Source organism: Ewingella sp. CoE-038-23, assembly GCF_040419245.1.
In the GTDB taxonomy this organism is placed as follows: domain Bacteria; phylum Pseudomonadota; class Gammaproteobacteria; order Enterobacterales; family Enterobacteriaceae; genus Ewingella; species Ewingella allii.
Genome location: NZ_JAZHOH010000001.1, coordinates 3,843,197 through 3,862,789 on the forward strand (window position 1 = coordinate 3,843,197; position 19,593 = coordinate 3,862,789).

The following is a 19,593-nucleotide window of genomic DNA, read 5'->3' on the forward strand; positions in this document are numbered from 1 at the left end:
TGAATCGGTTGCTATCTCGCCTGAGTTCCACTGTGCAGCCCCTCGCGCGAAATAGAAAAGTAGGCAGCCTTATGCCGCCTACTCAAGTTCATTACTTCTTAGCACGCTCTTCTAGCATCACAACAGCTGGCAGTTGTTTCCCTTCAACGAACTCAAGGAATGCGCCGCCGCCAGTGGAGATATAGGAAATTTTGTCAGCGATACCGAACAGGTCGATAGCTGCCAGAGTGTCGCCGCCGCCTGCGATGGAGAAACCTTCGCTGTCAGCAATCGCGTTCGCGACAATCTCAGTCCCTTTACGGAAGTTAGGGAACTCGAATACGCCAACCGGACCATTCCACAGAATGGTTTTCGCGTTTTTGATGATCTCGGCCAGACGATTTGCAGAAACGTCGCCCATGTCGAGAATTTGTTCGTCGTCTTTGATTTCTGAAGCTTGCTTAACGGTAGCCGTTGCAGTTTCAGAGAACTCAGTCGCTACGCGAACGTCTGTTGGAACTGGGATATCACAGGTTTCCAGCAGTTTTTTCGCGGTGTCTAACAGGTCTGGTTCGTACAGGGATTTGCCCACGTTGTTGCCTTGCGCGGCAACGAAGGTGTTAGCAATACCACCACCTACGATCAGCTGATCAGCGATTTTAGACAGGGATTCCAGCACAGTCAGCTTGGTAGAAACCTTAGAACCACCCACGATAGCAACCATTGGGCGAGCTGGATTACCCAGCGCTTTGCCCAGTGCTTCCAGCTCAGCAGACAGCAGTGGACCTGCACAGGCTACTGGTGCGAATTTACCCACACCGTGAGTAGATGCCTGCGCGCGGTGCGCAGTACCGAATGCGTCCATCACATAGATGTCACACAGGGCAGCGTATTTTTTAGATAAGGTTTCGTCGTCTTTCTTTTCGCCTTTGTTAAAGCGAACGTTTTCCAGAACAACCAGCTCACCTTCAGCAACATCAACGCCGTCCAGATAATCTTTAGCCAGACGAACAGGAGAAGACAACTTATCTTTCAGGTAGTTAACTACTGGCAGCAGAGAAAACTCTTCGTTGTACTCGCCTTCAGTCGGACGACCAAGATGCGAAGTTACCATCACACGAGCGCCTTGTTTCAGGGCGGCTTCGATAGTAGGCAAAGAAGCACGGATACGGGCATCAGACGTCACTTTGCCGTCTTTTACTGGTACGTTCAGGTCTGAACGGATCAGTACGCGTTTACCCGCTAAATCCAGATCGCTCATCTTAATTACAGACATGGTGAATCCTCTCGTTGATTCTCTTTAAAGTTGCTTGAGGGCAATTCCAGCAACAAGCTGGGAGTGCCGTACTAGAAACCGCTAGCGGACATTGCCAATGTTGTATCCAACATTCGGTTAGCAAAACCCCACTCATTGTCGCACCAGACAAGTGTCTTAATCAGGTGCTGACCACTGACCCGCGTTTGGGTGCCATCCACGATGGCACTGTGTGGATCATGGTTAAAATCTGTCGAGACTAATGGTAGTTCGGTATAGTCAACTATACCACGAAAAGCACCCTGTGCGGCCTTTTGCAGCAGCTGGTTGACCTCTTCGACCGCCACACTTCCCTCGACAAAAACGCTTAAATCTATCGCCGTCACGTTGATGGTCGGCACGCGAACTGAGATAGCTTCGAAGCGATCGCAGAACTTCGGCATGATGCGCGTGATACCAGCAGCAAGTTTAGTATCTACTGGGATAATTGACTGACTTGCTGCGCGGGTGCGACGTAAATCGGCATGGTAAGAGTCAATGACCGGCTGGTCATTCATCGACGCATGGATGGTGGTTACGGTGCCGGACTCAATGCCATAAGCATCGTCCAACAGCTTGATAATTGGGATAATACAGTTGGTAGTGCAGGAAGCATTGGAGACAATACGGTGCTGGCGTTCAAGCAGTTGGTGGTTGACGCCATAGACCACGGTGGCATCAAGATCGTGTCCGCCTGGGTGGGCGAAGAGGATTTTCTTGGCACCGGCTTTGAGCTGAATCTCGCCATCCTCACGGCTGCCGTAGACGCCGGTGCAATCCAGCACCACATCAACGCTCAGTTCACCCCACGGCAGCTTGGCTGCATCGGGTTGGTGTAACAGGCGGATGCTGTCATCGCCCACGTAGAGCTGTTCGCCTTCCTGTCTGACATCCCATGGGAAACGCCCGTGGCTGGAATCGTACTTCAACAGGTGAGCCATGCCTTCTGGGCTGGCAAGTTCATTAATAGCGACAACGCTAATTTCTGCCCGACGCCCGGATTCATATAACGCGCGCAATACGCTACGGCCGATGCGACCAAAGCCATTAATTGCAATACGTATTGGCATACTTCTCCCTGTTACACGGTTGTTACCTAATGGTGGTAACCCTATAGTAATGCAGTGCGCAGTAACGGTGAATCATTCTCAACAACGTTTCTGCATGCCGGGACGGCGTTTCGCTATTATTGTAAAAACACGTTAACCACTCAGCGGCGACGTTAACCACTAACTTTGCAACTGAAACGGTTCAGCAGAGCATAAACGAAAGCGTATGCAAAAGGAATAATCCGCCCGATTTCGGCGCATTTCCTGAAGCGATCGCTGAAAAAATCGCCACAGCCAAGCCCTTCGCTCCCCCGCTTTAACGTTTACATCGTATTTACGTCAGCCTTTTTATCATTCAACGGACAACATTAAATACTGATTAGGGAATTTGAGTGTAGCCGAGGCGGCGGCCACGCAGTTTGACCTACGTCATTGCTAACGAGAACTGCGAGCCGGGTCATACTCTTTCATTGCAAACCCGCCATAAAAAAGGCATCCCGAAGGATGCCTTTTGGCTCGGTCTTTTAGCGAATTACTTCAGCAAAGATTGAGCCTGAGCTACGACGTTGTCGACAGTGAAGCCGAACTCTTTGAACAGCAGATCAGCTGGTGCAGACTCGCCGAAGCTGTGCATACCCACGATAGCGCCGTTCAGGCCAACGTATTTGAACCAGTAGTCAGCGATACCCGCCTCTACTGCTACGCGAGCAGTAACGGCTTTCGGCAGTACAGATTCACGGTAAGCCGCGTCCTGCTTGTCGAAGGCGTCGGTAGAAGGCATAGACACTACGCGCACTTTGGTGCCCGCAGCGGCCAGCTTGTCAGCGGCTTCTACGGTGATGCCCACTTCTGAACCGGTCGCGATCAGAATCACGTCTGGCGTGCCTTCGCTGTCTTTCAGCACGTAACCACCGCGCGCCACGTTTGCCAATTGCTCGGCAGTACGCGGTTGCTGGGTCAGGTTCTGACGAGAGAAGATCAGAGTAACCGGGCCATCGTTGCGCTCGATAGCGTATTTCCAGGCTACGGCAGATTCAACCTGATCCGCTGGACGCCAGGTGCTCATGTTTGGCGTAACGCGCAGGCTGGCAATTTGCTCAACCGGCTGGTGCGTTGGGCCATCTTCGCCCAGACCGATAGAGTCGTGGGTGTAGACGAACACGTTACGGATCTTCATCAGTGCCGCCATACGCACCGCGTTACGGGCATATTCAACGAACATCAGGAAGGTCGCAGAGTACGGCAGGAAACCGCCGTGCAGAGCGATACCGTTGGTGATTGCGGTCATGCCGAATTCGCGCACGCCGTAGTGAATATAGTTACCCGCCTGATCGTCGCCGATAGACTTAGAACCAGACCACATGGTCAGGTTGCTTGGCGCGAGGTCAGCAGAGCCGCCGAGGAATTCTGGCAGCACTTTACCGAAAGCTTCCAGCGCGTTTTGTGACGCTTTGCGGCTTGCGATGTTGGCAGGGTTAGCCTGCAACTGCTCGATGAATTTCTGTGCTTCAGTTTCCCAGTTAGCTGGCAGTTCACCCTTGATACGGCGTTTGAACTCTTTTGCCAGTTCTGGGTAAGCTTTCGCGTACGCGTCGAACTTAGCGTCCCACGCGGCTTCTTTCGCTTTACCGGCTTCTTTAGCATCCCACTGAGCATAAATGTCCTGTGGAATTTCGAAGGCGGCGTATTTCCAGCCCAGCGCTTCGCGCGTTGCAGCCACTTCCGCAGCACCCAGCGCAGCACCGTGCACGTCGTGGGTACCGGCTTTGTTCGGTGAACCGAAACCGATAATGGTTTTGCACATCAGCAGGGATGGCTTGTCGGTTACTTTGTGGGATTCTTCAATAGCCGCTTTGATGGAGTCTGGGTTATGACCATCAACACCACGCACTACGTGCCAGCCGTAAGACTCGAAACGTTTAGCAGTGTCATCAGTGAACCAGCCTTCAACGTGGCCATCGATGGAGATGCCGTTGTCATCATAGAACGCGGTCAGTTTGCCGAGTTTCATGGTGCCAGCCAGTGAACAGGCTTCGTGCGAGATGCCTTCCATCATACAACCGTCGCCCAGGAAGGCGTAGGTGTGGTGGTCAACGATGTCGTGACCCGGCTTGTTAAACTGCGCGCCCAGCGTGCGTTCTGCGATGGCGAAACCGACTGCGTTTGCAATCCCCTGCCCCAGCGGGCCGGTGGTGGTCTCAACGCCTGGGGTGTAGCCGTATTCTGGGTGGCCCGGGGTTTTAGAGTGCAGCTGACGGAAGTTTTCCAGCTCGCCGATTGGCAGGTCGTAGCCAGTGAGGTGCAACAGGCTGTAAATCAGCATAGAACCGTGACCGTTAGACAGCACGAAGCGGTCGCGGTCAGCCCAGTGTGGGTTAGTTGGGTTGTGGTTCAGGTAGTCACGCCACAGGACTTCGGCAATATCAGCCATGCCCATAGGGGCGCCAGGGTGGCCGGAATTCGCTTTCTGCACGGCGTCCATACTCAATGCACGGATAGCGTTCGCAAGCTCTTTACGAGAGGACATGTTCTACTCCAGGTCGGATTAAAAAAGCAGTCAAGAAAATCATTTTCTCAGACTAGGCATTAAAACGGCAATCTCTATTCACACGCGTGATGAACTTCACAAAAAAGACTTTTGAATCAGTGCAATTTTTAGGATATCAACTATAGAACGGCAAGCCCTAAAAGCCTAATTTACCGCTATCCTTGTCGTTAAGGCCTTTTTTAAGGCTTTTTCTTTGCTTCTGATTGTTACTTTTGGGAACCAAAACTGATGAAAATGACTCCTGCGCTGTTGAGCCTAAGCCTTGCGACCCTGCTGGCTGGCTGCGCCAATCTGAATACCGACACCCTGATGCAGTCCGGCTCTCAGGCTTATCAGGCTGCCACCTTGTCTGACGCTGATGTTAAAACCCTCAGCGTGCAGTCTTGCGAAGAGATGGACAAGAAAGCCCAAATCGCGCCAGACAATAGCGAATACGCTCAACGCCTGAAGAAAATTTCTGCCGCGCTGGGTGACAACATCAACGGCACGCCCGCCAACTATAAGGTTTACCTGACCAAAGACGTCAACGCCTGGGCCATGGCCAACGGCTGTATTCGCGTTTATAGCGGCCTGATGGACATGATGAATGACAACGAAGTAGAAGGCGTGCTGGGCCACGAAATGGGCCACGTCGCCCTCGGCCATACCCGCAAAGCGATGCAGGTTGCCTACGGTGCCACCGCCGCGCGCTCCGCGGCTTCGTCACTGGGCGGCATCAGCGCCACGCTGTCACAGTCACAACTCGCCGATCTGGGTGAAAAATATGTCAACGCCCAGTTCTCGCAAAAGCAAGAATCAGAAGCGGATGACTACTCCTTCGACTTATTGAAGAAACGCGGCATCGACCCGACTGGCCTCGCCACCAGCTTCGAAAAACTGGCAAAAATGGAACAAGGCAGCAGCATTGGCTGGTTTGACGACCACCCTTCTTCCGAAGCTCGCGCCAAGCACATTCGCGAACGCATTGCTGCCGGACAGTAACGCCTCACAACAGCTCTGCACCAAAAGCACAAAGGCGCGGTGTGATCCGCGCCTTTGCCTTTCCAACCTGTTGATTTCCCGCCATTCAATGACGTGACCAGGTTGATATCTGCATTACTGGCTTTATCTTATGCTGGGATAAAAATACCCGCCCAGAAGCACAAGTTAAGCACGATACCGGTAATGATAACCGCAACCACTGGCGCTGCAATTTTCAGTACTGGGCGACCCAAGGCTTCGTTGAGGAAGTAAATCGCGGTGGTCATGGTGAAACCGGTGTAACCCGCCATTTTAATCGAGGCGAAGATGGCACCAATCAGCAGCGCGTATTCCATCAGCAAGTTCATGGCATTACGAATGTTGTCAGACGCATTACGCACCGACGGGAAACGCCCCATCCATTTACCAATTGAACGCAGCAACAGCACTTCTAAGCTGATCACAATTGCGCCCAGCAGTGCAGCTAACCACGGGTTCGGCACCAAATAACCCACCACGAAGACGAAGGTGAAACCGGCTACGGCGTAGACCCCGGTCGCCAGCGCCGTGGTGGCAATCATTGGCACGAAGCCCAAGCCGCGCATGAATTCAGCCAGTGCTGCCTGATGGATAAGGCTCGCAGAGTCCGCCGGAGACACGCCCGGCGCATAGGCTTTTGCCAAGGTGTAAATCGACACTTCGCTGCCGCCGAACAGCTTCATGCTGGCCACCGCAGAGATCAGTGCACCGACAATCGCGATGAGCGGCAAGTTCTTAATAATGCGCGAGGTTCGCTCTTCGAACATCGACTCGCCACCACCGCCGAGGTGTGCTTTGGCCTTGATATCTTTGTAAATCGCGATGCCAATCAGCAAAATCATACCGACGAAAATCTCGATAGATTCTGGAGAGAGCGGCGTGAATCGCACAATAAGCAGGCGAGTCAGCAGCACTAGCAGCGCCGCGATAGCGCCCGACTTCCAGCCAAACTGATAGAAAATAGCCACCAGCGGGAAGAGTGCAAACGCGGAGATAACGGGCGAACTCAGCTCACCCAGCGAACCGATAAAGTTAACCGGCAGCGAGGTCAGCACGCTGTTTACCGCAGGCAGGCTGGTGAACACCAACACGCCCCAGATAGCCCCTAAGCCGAAGGCCAGATAGGCGTTAATCGCCAGCACGCCGATGATATCGGTGGAGAGGAACAGTAACCATGAGTTAAGCAGGCCGGTCGACAGGGTGAAGGAAATCCCCACTGACGCGATAAAGCCCACGCTCAGACCAAATGCAATACTGCCCGCCTCACGGCGGCTCATATTACCTTCTACCAGTTGCGGAAGAATTGGTCGGATACCGTCATGAAACACTGCAACCGATTTGTGCGCCAGTAAGGCGGTCATCCCGGTTAATAACGCCACCACAACAATGTGTACGTATTCCATAGTGGTTATCTCACGATTAACGTAACTGGGTGATCAACAGTGGGATTGCGTGTTCCACGTGCTCGACCGACAGACCGAAAGCCACTTTGCCTTCAGCAATAAATTTCGCAACCTGATCGGCTTTCGCCTGAATACCCGGCTTAGCAATGGTGGCACTTTTGTTGTACCCGATGATGGCGATGGCCATCGACAGTGCCGCGCCCGCGCCGGTGTTACAGGCGCCAATGTAGTAATCCAGCTCGCCTTTTTTCACTTTTGAGGCGGCTTCCATATCACTTAAAATGTGACATTCGAATTCGCCGGGTGCTGTGGCTTCTACCAGTTTTTGAATCTGCTCGCGCTGTAGTCCTGCAATACCAATTTTTTTCATTTTATTTACCTTAATGCTCAGAGTGCGCCGGCACGACCAAAGAAAGTCGCCGGATTATCGCGAAGTAAAGTGTCAACCTGACGCTGAGTAATGCCCGCGCCGAGTAACATGGGAACAAAAGTATCAACCAAATAACTAAAGCCACTGCCGCCATTGGCTTGCAGATGAGAACGACGCGTGATGTCCATCGACAACATGATTTTGTCGCAGAATCCGCGTTCAATCAGCGCGTGCAGCATTTCGACCCGACGGGTGTCCGGGAAGTAGCTGTTTTTACCGATTGTGTCGAACTGTACATAAACGCCTTTGTCGAGCATACGGAAAATTTGGTCCAGATCGTCTTTCAGATCACAGTGACCAATCACCACATTCTCTAACGCAACGCCATGATTTTCCAGCATCACGACCTGCTCCGGCCCCATGGTACTGAAGCTGGTATGGGTTGAAATCGGCAAACCTGTTGCATGATGAGCCAGCGCCGCAGCGTGGAACATTTTGGCCTCATCATCGGTGATCAGGTTTTCGCTGGTGCCGATTTCGGCGATGACACAAGGCTTAAGCGCAGTGCCATCGATACCGTTTTCAATCTCACCAATCATTTCTGCCGCTAACTGCTGGGCGCTGGTATTACGCACGTGGCCCGGATAGAAGCTGTCGGTGTAATAACCCGTTGAAGCCAAAACGTTAATGCCGGTATCGCGCATTAAATCCAACATAAACTGAGCATTGCGCCCCATATAGCGGTTGGTCACTTCGACAATATTGAGCACGCCTTTGCTCACCAGAGTGCGCATCTCGGCGCACAGAGGTTCGTACTGATCTAAACGGCAGTCGATATTGTCCTTAAAACCGGACAAATCGATATGCAAATGCTCGTGAGCATAGGTATATCCCAGTGGATTGATCATGGTTTTTTCTCCGGTGTTGGCGAAGTACTCGTCGTGGTTTTAAGCGACATTAAAGGCAAGAAAGAGCGACCGTTTTGCGGCGGTTCAGCGCCGAAAAAGTCACAGGCGCTAGCGCCTACGTCTGAAAGCGTAGTGCGCCAGCCCAGCTCAACCGGCGGTAATCCATGTTGATAGACCAACAAGGGAACCTGCTCACGGGTATGGCGGCTATGGCCAATGGTTGGGTCATTGCCGTGATCGGCAATCACCACCAGTAAGTCTTCAGGCTGCATGGCGTCAATAAACTGCGCCAGCGACTTATCGACGACTTGCAGGCGATCGGCGTAACGCTCCACGTCTTCTGCATGCCCTGCCAAATCCGTTTCCTGAATGTTAGTACAAATAAAAGCGTCGCCCGACTGGCTGATTTCTTGTAGCGTGATGTCGAGAATGGTTTGCGAGTCAACCAGTTGCATGTAACTCGTACCATGCTCATTGGAGACAATGTCCGCCACTTTGCCCACCAGTACCGTTTTGATACCTGCATCGTGCAATTTCGCCGGAGCCTGAGTCTTTTCGTCAACGCCGTAACCCAAATGGGCCACCTGGAAGTTTTTGCGATACAAACCGGAACGCGGCGCGTTGATGCCAATGTATTTACCATCGCGCACTTCGGCAGCATCGCGAATCGAGCTGCTATCGTCGATTTCACCGCCGAAAGCAATCACCCGCCCGACTTTGACACAGGCGCGAACGCAGCGGCCAATGTCCAGCGTTTGCGCGAAGCTGACCTGCGACAAATTGGCGCTGATGTTATAAACCTGACCTACATCGGCTTCCAGATTGTCGCCAATTGCCACCGCGTTGTTCACCCACAGGTAGCTTAAATCGTTGAGAACAATACGTTCTGTCACAAAACCTTTCAACCGCAATGCCTGTTCGACTTCATCAATCACCGCCGAGAACGGCATGGTCAACGGCGGCAATGGCAGCGTGCCCATGATCTCCTGATGGCCGACGAAGGTGTCTCCGCCCTCGTGCTGCAAGCCGATACGGCCAAAAGTCGCGGTCTCAGAAGGGGTCATACAACCCACCGGATAGCCCAGCGCATTCATCAAACCCATACTGCGCATCACGGGTAAATTCAGTTCAGGCAGGCGTTCAAGGATATGACCACAGGTGTTAGCACCGATATCCTGCGGGCGAACGTCTGGCACATCGGGCATCTCACCGATACCGAAACTGTCGATCACCAAAACAATATATTTACTCATTTCGCCTCCGCCTTAATGGAATTACCCACACTGTCGTACAGGCCGATTAACACCGGCTTTCCGGTTGAAACGCCGCTGATCAATGCCACATCGCTACGGGTGACAAACACTTGGGTTCGAAAACACATCACCACCGCGCTGCCGATAGGGTGTGACTCGGTAAGCTGTAAGCAGTAGTCGATGCTGGTCATGTCCGGTGCGATAACGCGGTCGCGGCGGCGGTCATCCCCGTCAATGACTAGCGCATTCTCCAGATTGCCACGGCGGTAATATCCGCCGCCAAAGCAGTAAGCGCGCCCTTCGTACTGATGCGATACCTCGGTGAGATACAGCATGGCAATTTTTTCCTGACAGGTGCCGCGCTGGTTAGCTGGCGTCGTGCCGGTTAAGGCGTGGCCCGGCTCGGCGTGAGTGACACCCAACTGTGCCAACTCGGCAAAGGTTTCACAGCTCGAGGCACTCGGGGCGTTGACGTGGATGACGTCCACGCCCTGCTCGACCAAAATGTCGCGAGCCGACAGCAGAGTGTCCATGTTGGCGGTGCGCACGGTGCGCTGCTGTTTAGGGTCATACTGCATGCACGGGAAGTGCGTCACACCGGCGATGCTCACGCCCGCCAGCGTATTTAATTGCGCCACAACCTGCGGCAGCTCGCTAAGTTCAAAACCGCCCTCTTGGCCGCTATACAAAGCGTCACCGGCATGAGTAACCTTTAAGAGCAACGGCTGCACAATCCCGGCCTCAAGGGCCGCGGCAGAAATACTGCGGGCTTTCTCCAGCGAAAATACCGTTACCACCTCCGGGCGATGGCGTAGCACTTCGGCAATCATGCTTTCCGGCGGCTGAACCAGATGCCCCACGTGAGAAACCGGAATGCCGTGGCGCATTAGCTGGCGTGCTTCTTTAAAATCCACCGCCACAATGCCGGTAAAACCACTTTCAATCAGCAAACGGCACAGATGCGGATTGCGCCCGACCTGCTTGCTCATCGCATAGAGCGTAATGCCTAAACGCTTTGCCTCGGCCAGCAAAAGTCGGGCATTACTGAGCATCTGATCGACATCAATCACACAGGTATCCGGTGCAATTTCGCCTTTGCGCCACAGCGCGACGGCGGCGTCGATGAGAGCTGGATTCTGTTTTTCCAAAGCGTGTAAAAACATGAGTTGGCTTTCCCTTTCTGCTTACAGTCTAAATAATCATTTTTTTGAATATTTAAATCGTGAAAAATAGCGACAACTTGTCAGTGCCACTCGCTTAGCGGTTCTGATACAAACCCGCAATGTTCACCAGCAGGTAACCCACTTCATGCTCCGGCACATTCAATGGAAAATGGCCCATTACGTCCTGATGGATAACGGCTATCTGGTTGAATTCTTCCAGACTTTCCAGCTCGGCGCGCAGTTCGTCATCAATGCCCTGAATCTCTTCACCACGACGCGCACGCATCACGGCGTTAGCCAGGTGGGTCAGTGCCAAAATCCCCTGCTCGGTTCTCACCGGCAACTGCCAGTGACGCTCCAGACGCAATGTGACTAATCTCATTGCCTGATGAATGTCTTCATCAATCACCCCGGCCTCGGCCAGAATAGCGAGTCTTGTTTCCATAACTTCCTCTTTGTGTATAGCACCTAAGCGCCTGTAGTCTAAAAACTAATAACGAGGTTCGATCTCGCCTCGTTCAACGGCCTGCTGATGATTCAACAGGGCAAAAGTGTCCACCAGGGTGGTGAGCAATCGCAGGATCGGCGCATTGTCTTTTCGCACCAAAATCACCGCCTCCGACGCCTGCTGATAACGCGGATCGCCGGTCAGCGGGTGGGCTTCCAGCATCGGATTCGGCTGGGCATTGCTGACGTTCCAAATCGCGGCATCAATCATGTTGTTTTCAATATGGCGCAAACATTCGCTATAAGGCGTCTCGACCCACTCCACCTCTTTGCCAGCAAAAGCGATATCATTCAGCAGCCGCTGGTCAGGGGAGCTTGGGTCAAAGCCTACGCGGCGAATTTCGCCCGATGCCCCTTGGCGGCAAATCAACTGGTGGCCATCGACATATGAACGCGGACCAAGATTCACCGCCGTCACCACTTTGCCTTGCTCGATGTAACTGTCAGCCGCCAGACGGGACACCACGGCGATATCATAAATACCTTCGATCAGGCAGTTGATACGCACTTCGGCGCCGCGCATATGGGCAAAAAACAGCGGCAAAGTGGTGAATTGCGATCTCAGGCCACTGGCCAGCCCTTCATATAATTTGGTGTACGGCAACGGCATGGCGCAAACCAGATTGCCTAAATCCGCCTGTTGCAGCAGCTTGGACATATCCAGTTCTTTCAAAATGGTGCCGTTACGCCCGCGACGCTCAAGCTTGATTGAATCGTTCGCTTCCAGGGTTTTCAGCGCGTTCTGCACCACTCCGACTGATAGCGAGAATTCATCCGACATCTCATCAATGGTTCTAAGACGCTCGCCTCCTTTCATAACCAGCAAATATCTGGCGAGGCTAACGAGGGCAATACCTTCTTTCTTGATGAATGTCATACTCATTTTGGCAATTTCCGCGACGCACTAGAGAGGTCGAAAATAACATAAAAATCTTCAACAATTTGATGATTTAAATATTCATTTATTTGAAGGTATTAATCAAAGAGGAAAAACTTATAGTGAGGCGAAGATCACAAAGAAAAAAAGCCCGGTAAAGACCGGGCTTCAAAACAGCTTATTTTGCAATAGCTTAGCTTTCTAGCTTAAACAATTACGCTTTTTTAGAAGCCTGTACGTGCAACATTTCTAACGCCAAAGTGGCGGCAGCCAGCGCGGTGATTTCCGACTGGTCATAAGCGGGGGCAATCTCAACGATGTCCATGCCGACGATATCCAGATCCAAATCTTTCAGGCCGCGAACCAGTTTCAGCGCGCGATCTGAGGTCAGGCCGCCAATCACCGGGGTGCCGGTGCCTGGAGCATGTGCCGGATCCAGACAGTCGATGTCGAAGCTCAGGTACACCGGCAGATCGCCAACGATCTGCTTAACCTGCGCCAGAATGTCGTCAACGGTGCGATCGTTAACCTGCGCGGCGTCGAGCACGGTGAAGCCCAGATCCTTGTCGAACTCAGTACGAATACCGATCTGCACCGAGTGGTTTGGATCGATCAGACCTTCGTTCGGCGCATGGAAGAACATGGTGCCGTGGTCGAATTTGCTGCCGTTAGAGTAGGTGTCGGTGTGGGCATCGAAATGCACCAACGCCATTTTACCAAAGTGCTTCGCGTGGGCGCGCAGCAGTGGCAGAGTCACGAAGTGGTCGCCACCGAAAGAGAGCATGCGTTTGCCGGAGGCCAGCACTTTTTCAGCGTGCTGTTGCAGCTTGTCGGTCAGGTCCTGTGCGTCGCCAAAGTTGAACACCACGTCGCCGCAGTCGATCACTTTCAGACGGTCACGCAGGTCGAAATCCCACGGCCAGCGTTTGCCTTCCCACGCCAGATTCACAGATACCTGACGAATTGCCGCCGGGCCAAGACGTGCGCCAGAACGGCCAGAAGTCGCCATGTCGAAAGGAATGCCGGTGATAACCCAATCAGCATCAGCTTCATAAGGTTGAAAATTCAGTGGGAAGCGCAGGAAACCAAACGCGTTGGAAACCAGGGAGTTATCAGGTTGATGACCTAAAGTGCTCATTAAACGATCCTCTTTTGCTACGCCGCAGGGCGGCAGCCATGACGGAGTGGTGAAGTATAGATGAAAAAAAATCCCCACCGCGTCGTTTACCCGACGAGGAAGGGATCTTCAGAATCAATATGTCTTGCTAATGGCGCGGATTTTACCCTATTCCGGCTTACCTTCAAGCCGGAATATCAGCCGCCTTACTCGTCTTCTTCAAGATAGGTGTAACCGTACAGGCCGGATTCAAACTCTTCGACGAACTGCGCCTGAAGAGCCTCATCCAGATCGGTTTCTTTCACCTGATCGCGGAAGCGGGCGAGCAGCACATTAGGGTCCAGCTGCACGTATTCCAGCATGTCAGCCACGGTGTCGCCGTCGTCTGATTGCTGAACTTCAATGCTGCCATCAGGGAAGACAAACACGTCAACCGCGGCGGTATCACCGAACAGGTTGTGCATGTTACCCAAGATTTCCTGATAAGCGCCGACCATGAAGAAGCCCAGCACTGGCGGGTTCTCTGGATCATACGGCGGCATTGGCATGGTGGTCGCCACGCCGTCACCGTCGATGTAATGGTCGATGGTGCCGTCGGAGTCACAGGTGATGTCCAGCAGCACCGCGCGGCCTACCGGCGGTTTATCCAACCCTTCCAGTGGCAGAACCGGGAACAGCTGATCGATACCCCACGCGTCCGGCATTGACTGGAACAGCGAGAAGTTGACGTACAGCTTGTCCGCCATGCGCTCTTGCAGCTCATCAATGATCGGGCGGTGCGCGCGGTTGCTCGGATCCAGCTGATCCTGAATCATATTGCAAATATTCAGATAGATATCTTCAGCCCAGGCGCGCTGAGTCAAATCCAAAATCCCGTGCGCGTACTGGCTATGGACGTCGTGCAGGTCCATCTGGCTGTCGTGCAGCCATTCGCGCAGAGAGCGGCGATTTTCCGGATCATGCATTTCATTCCACGTGTCCCACATGCTGCTCAGAGCGCGCGGCGCGTCGTCACCCGGCGCTACCGGATCACGGAACTCGTTGCGCTCAACGCCAATCACGTTGGACACCAGCACGGTGTGGTGCGCAGTCACGGCGCGGCCAGACTCAGTGATCACCGTCGGGTGCGGCAGGCCGTGCTCATTACAGGCGTCGCCGATACCCCAAATCACGTTGTTAGCGTATTCGTTCAGGCCATAGTTGACCGAGCAATCTGACTGGGAGCGCGTCCCTTCATAGTCCACGCCGAGGCCGCCGCCCACGTCGAAGCATTGAATGTTCACGCCAAGCTTGTGCAGCTCGACGTAGAAGCGGGCAGATTCACGTACGCCAGTGGAGATATCACGGATGTTCGCCAGCTGGGAACCCAAATGGAAGTGCAGCAGTTGCAGGCTTTCCAGACGCCCAGCCTCACGAAGCATTTCAACCAGTTGCAGAACCTGCGAGGCCGCCAAACCGAATTTAGACTTCTCGCCGCCGCTCGACTGCCATTTGCCGGAACCCTGGGAGGAAAGACGCGCGCGCACGCCAAGACGTGGGATCACGTTCAGGCGCTCAGCCTCTTCCAGCACCAGCTTAATCTCAGTCATCTTTTCGATAACCAAGTAAACCTTGTGGCCCAGCTTCTCGCCAATCAACGCCAGACGAATGTATTCGCGGTCTTTATAGCCGTTACAAACAATCACCGAACGGGTCATGCCTGCGTGGGCCAGAACGGCCATCAGCTCGGCTTTAGAACCGGCTTCCAGACCCAGCGGCTCACCGGATTCAACCAGTGATTCAATGACGCGGCGGTGCTGGTTGACCTTAATCGGATAAACCAGGAAGTAATCACCCTCATAGCCGAAGGACTGACGGGCGCGTTTGAACGCGGCGTTAATCGAGCGCAGACGGTGCTGTAAAATTTGTGGGAAACAGAACAGCGCTGGCAGACGTTGGCCGTCCTGCTCGCGCATATCTTTTACTAGCTTCGCCAAATCCACGCGGGCAGACGGAACATCTGGATCCGGGCAGACGCTGATGTGGCCCAGTTCGTTGACGTCATAATAATTGTTACCCCAATAGGCAACGTTGTAAGTGCGCAGCATTTTGCTGGCATCACGATCGTTCACGGCAACCTCCTGCATGGAGCGCAAAGAAACAGAATCGCCCGCATGTGACGGACGGTGGGACTGGATGTCATCAGACATAAGTAAATCCTCTTGTAACACTGACCACATCGCCAGCCACTATCGCAGTAACAACAAGTGAGAACAACCCAAACAGCGGGCTTTGCGACAGGAGAAAACCCTGCAAAGCCGCGTTCGCAAACTGTTTATCACTCATATGATTATAGAATTCTTTTGCTTGTAAACATGATGCCGGACTCCGGTGAACGAGCCAGAACCCACCCATAGGGCTATCGCCCCTCAATGGCGGGCTACGTCAGTTTTAACGGGAGAAAAGATATTAACCGGCCCGATGTCGCTGAGTAGCGCTCAGAAATGTTGGACTGAGCTGTCTATAGTCAGGCTGTCTAAACGCTGCCGAATGACGGACCAGCTGTTTATAACATCGGATAGATGACAGAAATTTTTCAGAAAGGAGTGCTGCAGCAATTAAACCGGCCTGCAGGGGATGCTGTAGAAATGTTACAAACGGTAAAAAGTGGGTCATTAATCTAACCACCTCCACACGTGCCACGCATCACCGGCGGGCAGTCTTGCTGAGAAACAGTAAACACTGGAATACGCTGGATGAATGAAACATTCAGTGCGCGGGCCGTTATACCGACAACCCGCTGTAATTGCAAAATGAAATTGCGCAGAGGATTGTTTCGATCCGTGAATGTCACGCTAAAGCCGCACATAATGGCTACTTCTATCACAAAAATGACTGGCTTTTGTAACAGCTGCTATCCTAAAATAGCCGTCCAGATGTTAATCCGTCTATATCCTTCTTATGGATTATTCTTACACGATGTTGTGGATTAACTGTCAAACTGCTGAAGGTCTTTGCCTTGTGGGGACGTGCAGGATGCATTCGACGATATAAGAGCCGGACTCTTTATCTGCCGTGTTCCCATCGCTATGCAGTGATTTCTAACCCGTCGTATGAAGGTAAAGAAGATAATGGCTAAACACCTCTTTACGTCCGAATCTGTTTCAGAAGGACATCCAGATAAAATCGCAGACCAAATCTCCGATGCCGTCCTCGACGCGATTTTAGAGCAAGATCCAAAAGCACGCGTGGCGTGTGAGACTTACGTTAAAACCGGCATGGTATTAGTAGGTGGCGAAATCACCACCAGCGCCTGGGTAGACGTAGAAGAAATTACCCGTCAGACCATCCGTGAGATTGGTTACGTCAATTCAGAAATGGGCTTTGACGCCAACTCTTGCGCCGTTCTCAGCGCTATCGGTAAGCAATCTCCTGATATTAATCAGGGTGTTGACCGTTCTGATCCGCTGGAACAGGGCGCAGGCGACCAGGGTCTGATGTTTGGTTATGCGACCAATGAAACCGACGTGCTGATGCCTGCACCCGTGACTTATGCACACCGTCTGGTTCAGCGTCAGGCTGAAGTTCGCAAATCTGGCACGCTGCCATGGCTGCGCCCGGATGCGAAAAGCCAGGTCACTTTCCAGTATGACGAAGGCAAAATCGTCGGTATCGACGCCGTTGTACTGTCGACTCAGCACTCTGAAGACATCGCGCTGAAAGACCTGCAAGAAGCCGTGATGGAAGAGATCATCAAGCCCGTTCTGCCAGCAGAATGGCTGAACGCCAGCACCAAATATCACATCAACCCAACAGGCCGCTTTGTTATCGGTGGACCAATGGGCGACTGTGGTCTGACTGGCCGTAAAATCATCGTTGATACCTACGGCGGCATGGCGCGTCACGGCGGTGGGGCGTTCTCTGGTAAAGACCCGTCTAAAGTTGACCGTTCTGCGGCCTACGCTGCGCGCTACGTGGCGAAAAACATCGTGGCAGCGGGCCTGGCAGACCGTTGTGAGATCCAAGTTTCTTACGCTATCGGCGTAGCAGAACCTACCTCAATCATGGTTGAAACCTTCGGTACCGGTAAAGTTTCCAACGAGCAGTTAACGCTGCTGGTGCGTGAATTCTTCGACCTGCGCCCATACGGTTTGATCCAGATGATGGACCTGCTGCACCCAATCTATAAAGAAACTGCAGCCTACGGCCACTTTGGCCGCGAGCACTTCCCTTGGGAAAAAACTGACAAGGCAGCGCAACTGCGCGAAGCCGCCAACCTGTAATCGCTTTTCATTACAGAGTGCAAATAGCCCGGTGTTAACGCATCGGGCTTTTTTATGCCTGAATTTTCATCGCCCCCTGCCGGTTACCCTGCGCCGTAAACTAAGCGCACTAAGCATTAGCGACTACACTAAAAAGCGAATACCGGGGTGGCAAGCGAAAAAATCATTAAAATGGAAGCGATTACAAATTATAATTTCTTTACAATCATGGGATTATAGTTAAAATCAGTGACTTATAAGTCAATACTGATTGATTAAAGTCAAAGAATTCCGTATTACTCTTCAACGCAAACCCTTTCCCCGGCATGGCTCCTCGCAAAAGCTTTACGAACCTGATATGCAATTGATTCGATAAGTGTAAACGATTACAACGCTGTGATCCGGCTCACTTTATGCGTGGGCAAGGGTAAATAACATAACAAGCTAAGCATTATTGCTATCTTTCGGAGGCAGTATGAGTAACTCAACGTCTAGCAAAGGGAAACGCTCGAATAAAAGCGTGACCTTCTTTGTCTGTTTTCTCGCTGCACTAGCGGGGCTGCTGTTCGGCCTTGATATCGGGGTCATCGCTGGCGCTCTTCCCTTCATCAGTCATGAATTCCAAATCACCAGCCACCAGCAAGAATGGGTGGTCAGCTCGATGATGTTTGGTGCAGCCGTGGGTGCTATCGGCAGTGGCTGGCTGAACTTCCGCCTTGGTCGTAAATTCAGCCTGATGATTGGCGCCGTGCTGTTCGTGGTCGGCTCCCTGTGCTCTGCCTTCGCGCCTAATACCGAGGTGCTGATCGTCGCACGCGTATTATTGGGTCTGGCAGTGGGTATTGCCTCCTACACCGCGCCAATTTATTTGTCAGAAATCGCGCCAGAGAAAATCCGCGGCAGCATGATCTCCATGTACCAGTTGATGATCACCATCGGTATCTTGGCAGCCTACCTGTCTGACACCGCCTTCAGCTACACTGGCGCATGGCGCTGGATGCTGGGTGTGATCACCATTCCTGCCCTGCTGCTGTTGATTGGCGTGTTCTTCCTGCCGGATAGCCCACGCTGGCTGGCGGCGCGTGGCGATGACAACAAGGCGCGACGGGTGCTGGAAAGACTGCGTGATAGCAGTGCTCAAGCGAAAAACGAGCTGGATGAAATCCGCGAAAGCCTGAAGATCAAACAGAGTGGCTGGGGCCTGTTCACCAGTAACAAGAACTTCCGCCGCGCGGTGTTCCTCGGCATCCTGTTGCAGGTAATGCAGCAGTTCACCGGGATGAACGTCATCATGTACTACGCGCCAAAAATCTTCGGGATCGCGGGCTTTGCCAGCACGTCTCAGCAGATGTGGGGCACGGTGATCGTCGGTTTGGTTAACGTTCTCGCCACCTTTATCGCCATTGGTCTGGTTGACCGCTGGGGGCGTAAACCTACGCTGAAACTGGGCTTCCTGGTGATGGCGCTGGGTATGGGTATTCTCGGCACCATGCTGCATATCGGCGTAGAATCCGACGCGGCGAAATACTTCTCCATCGCCATGTTGCTGATGTTTATCGTCGGTTTTGCGATGAGCGCCGGTCCGCTGATTTGGGTACTTTGTTCTGAAATCCAGCCGCTGCGCGGTCGTGATTTTGGTATCACCGTGTCCACCGCCACCAACTGGATTGCCAACATGATTGTCGGTGCCACCTTCCTGACCATGCTGGACAGCCTCGGCAACGCCAATACCTTCTGGGTCTACGCCGCGCTGAACGTGGTGTTCATCTTCATCACCATTGCGTTGATTCCTGAAACGAAAAACGTTTCTCTGGAACACATCGAACGCAATCTGATGAAAGGCGAAGCACTGCGCGACATCGGTAAATAAATAAGTCATAAAACG

15 protein-coding genes are annotated in these 19,593 nt (G+C 52.8%); 3 read left to right on the forward strand and 12 right to left on the reverse strand.

Going from position 1 to position 19,593, the window contains the following annotated elements; genetic code table 11:
* Positions 1 to 91: 91 nt before the first annotated feature.
* From pgk to tkt, 3 genes are all read right to left on the reverse strand, one after another.
* On the reverse strand, positions 92 to 1,255 hold the full coding sequence (gene pgk, locus V2154_RS18395; protein ID WP_353503353.1) for a phosphoglycerate kinase: 1,164 nt from the start codon (positions 1,253 to 1,255) through the stop codon (positions 92 to 94).
* A 71-nt stretch (positions 1,256 to 1,326) separates the two neighbouring features.
* Positions 1,327 to 2,343, reverse strand: a complete 1,017-nt coding sequence (gene epd, locus V2154_RS18400; RefSeq protein WP_353503354.1) for an erythrose-4-phosphate dehydrogenase — start codon at positions 2,341 to 2,343, stop codon at positions 1,327 to 1,329.
* A gap of 511 nt (positions 2,344 to 2,854) precedes the next feature.
* Positions 2,855 to 4,849, reverse strand: a complete 1,995-nt coding sequence (gene tkt / locus V2154_RS18405) for a transketolase (protein ID WP_353503355.1) — start codon at positions 4,847 to 4,849, stop codon at positions 2,855 to 2,857.
* 249 nt (positions 4,850 to 5,098) lie between these two features.
* Here tkt and loiP point away from each other — a divergent pair, with 249 nt between their 5' ends.
* Complete coding sequence (gene loiP / locus V2154_RS18410) at positions 5,099 to 5,851, forward strand: metalloprotease LoiP (RefSeq protein WP_353503356.1); 753 nt, start codon at positions 5,099 to 5,101, stop codon at positions 5,849 to 5,851.
* A gap of 128 nt (positions 5,852 to 5,979) precedes the next feature.
* Here loiP and V2154_RS18415 read toward each other — a convergent pair whose 3' ends face one another.
* The 9 genes from V2154_RS18415 to speA form a co-directional block, all read right to left on the reverse strand.
* Positions 5,980 to 7,272 carry a YhfT family protein gene (locus V2154_RS18415; protein ID WP_353503357.1) on the reverse strand — a complete coding sequence of 431 codons (1,293 nt, stop codon included), beginning with the start codon at positions 7,270 to 7,272 and terminating at the stop codon, positions 5,980 to 5,982.
* A gap of 16 nt (positions 7,273 to 7,288) precedes the next feature.
* Positions 7,289 to 7,642, reverse strand: a complete 354-nt coding sequence (locus V2154_RS18420) for a DUF2620 domain-containing protein (protein ID WP_034793057.1) — start codon at positions 7,640 to 7,642, stop codon at positions 7,289 to 7,291.
* 17 nt (positions 7,643 to 7,659) lie between these two features.
* A complete protein-coding gene (locus tag V2154_RS18425; RefSeq protein WP_353503358.1) occupies positions 7,660 to 8,550 on the reverse strand; it encodes a phosphotriesterase-related protein in 891 nt (296 codons plus the stop codon).
* Positions 8,547 to 9,803, reverse strand: coding sequence for a phosphopentomutase (locus tag V2154_RS18430; RefSeq protein WP_353503359.1), 1,257 nt, complete (start codon positions 9,801 to 9,803; stop codon positions 8,547 to 8,549). The genes V2154_RS18425 and V2154_RS18430 overlap by 4 nt, the downstream gene beginning before the upstream one ends.
* Complete coding sequence (locus tag V2154_RS18435; RefSeq protein ID WP_353503360.1) at positions 9,800 to 10,966, reverse strand: YhfX family PLP-dependent enzyme; 1,167 nt, start codon at positions 10,964 to 10,966, stop codon at positions 9,800 to 9,802. Before V2154_RS18435 ends, V2154_RS18430 begins: the two co-directional genes overlap by 4 nt.
* Positions 10,967 to 11,060: 94 nt before the next feature.
* Positions 11,061 to 11,411 carry a PRD domain-containing protein gene (locus V2154_RS18440; RefSeq protein ID WP_353503361.1) on the reverse strand — a complete coding sequence of 117 codons (351 nt, stop codon included), beginning with the start codon at positions 11,409 to 11,411 and terminating at the stop codon, positions 11,061 to 11,063.
* Positions 11,412 to 11,456: 45 nt separating this feature from the next.
* Positions 11,457 to 12,356: a GntR family transcriptional regulator YhfZ gene (gene yhfZ / locus V2154_RS18445; RefSeq protein ID WP_353503362.1), complete on the reverse strand. Its 900-nt coding sequence runs from the start codon at positions 12,354 to 12,356 to the stop codon at positions 11,457 to 11,459.
* A gap of 208 nt (positions 12,357 to 12,564) precedes the next feature.
* A complete protein-coding gene (gene speB, locus V2154_RS18450) occupies positions 12,565 to 13,488 on the reverse strand; it encodes an agmatinase (RefSeq protein WP_353503363.1) in 924 nt (307 codons plus the stop codon).
* Between the two features lie 185 nt (positions 13,489 to 13,673).
* Positions 13,674 to 15,656: a biosynthetic arginine decarboxylase gene (speA, locus tag V2154_RS18455; protein ID WP_353503364.1), complete on the reverse strand. Its 1,983-nt coding sequence runs from the start codon at positions 15,654 to 15,656 to the stop codon at positions 13,674 to 13,676.
* 921 nt (positions 15,657 to 16,577) lie between these two features.
* Here speA and metK point away from each other — a divergent pair.
* Positions 16,578 to 17,729, forward strand: coding sequence for a methionine adenosyltransferase (metK, locus tag V2154_RS18460; protein WP_353503365.1), 1,152 nt, complete (start codon positions 16,578 to 16,580; stop codon positions 17,727 to 17,729).
* Positions 17,730 to 18,183: 454 nt separating this feature from the next.
* Positions 18,184 to 19,578, forward strand: a complete 1,395-nt coding sequence (locus tag V2154_RS18465) for a sugar porter family MFS transporter (RefSeq protein WP_353503366.1) — start codon at positions 18,184 to 18,186, stop codon at positions 19,576 to 19,578.
* Positions 19,579 to 19,593 lie beyond the last annotated feature (15 nt).

What these genes read in the sequence shown, in the direction of transcription:
- V2154_RS18420 (WP_034793057.1), bottom strand. Translation starts at nt 7,642, where the DNA reads ATGAAAAAAATTGGTATTGCAGGACTACAGCGCGAGCAGATTCAAAAA.
- metK (WP_353503365.1), top strand. Translation starts at nt 16,578, where the DNA reads ATGGCTAAACACCTCTTTACGTCCGAATCTGTTTCAGAAGGACATCCA.
- V2154_RS18415 (WP_353503357.1), bottom strand. Translation starts at nt 7,272, where the DNA reads ATGGAATACGTACACATTGTTGTGGTGGCGTTATTAACCGGGATGACC.
- loiP (WP_353503356.1), top strand. Translation starts at nt 5,099, where the DNA reads ATGAAAATGACTCCTGCGCTGTTGAGCCTAAGCCTTGCGACCCTGCTG.
- speB (WP_353503363.1), bottom strand. Translation starts at nt 13,488, where the DNA reads ATGAGCACTTTAGGTCATCAACCTGATAACTCCCTGGTTTCCAACGCG.
- speA (WP_353503364.1), bottom strand. Translation starts at nt 15,656, where the DNA reads ATGTCTGATGACATCCAGTCCCACCGTCCGTCACATGCGGGCGATTCT.
- V2154_RS18440 (WP_353503361.1), bottom strand. Translation starts at nt 11,411, where the DNA reads ATGGAAACAAGACTCGCTATTCTGGCCGAGGCCGGGGTGATTGATGAA.
- yhfZ (WP_353503362.1), bottom strand. Translation starts at nt 12,356, where the DNA reads ATGAGTATGACATTCATCAAGAAAGAAGGTATTGCCCTCGTTAGCCTC.
- V2154_RS18465 (WP_353503366.1), top strand. Translation starts at nt 18,184, where the DNA reads ATGAGTAACTCAACGTCTAGCAAAGGGAAACGCTCGAATAAAAGCGTG.
- V2154_RS18425 (WP_353503358.1), bottom strand. Translation starts at nt 8,550, where the DNA reads ATGATCAATCCACTGGGATATACCTATGCTCACGAGCATTTGCATATC.
- V2154_RS18435 (WP_353503360.1), bottom strand. Translation starts at nt 10,966, where the DNA reads ATGTTTTTACACGCTTTGGAAAAACAGAATCCAGCTCTCATCGACGCC.
- pgk (WP_353503353.1), bottom strand. Translation starts at nt 1,255, where the DNA reads ATGTCTGTAATTAAGATGAGCGATCTGGATTTAGCGGGTAAACGCGTA.
- tkt (WP_353503355.1), bottom strand. Translation starts at nt 4,849, where the DNA reads ATGTCCTCTCGTAAAGAGCTTGCGAACGCTATCCGTGCATTGAGTATG.
- epd (WP_353503354.1), bottom strand. Translation starts at nt 2,343, where the DNA reads ATGCCAATACGTATTGCAATTAATGGCTTTGGTCGCATCGGCCGTAGC.
- V2154_RS18430 (WP_353503359.1), bottom strand. Translation starts at nt 9,803, where the DNA reads ATGAGTAAATATATTGTTTTGGTGATCGACAGTTTCGGTATCGGTGAG.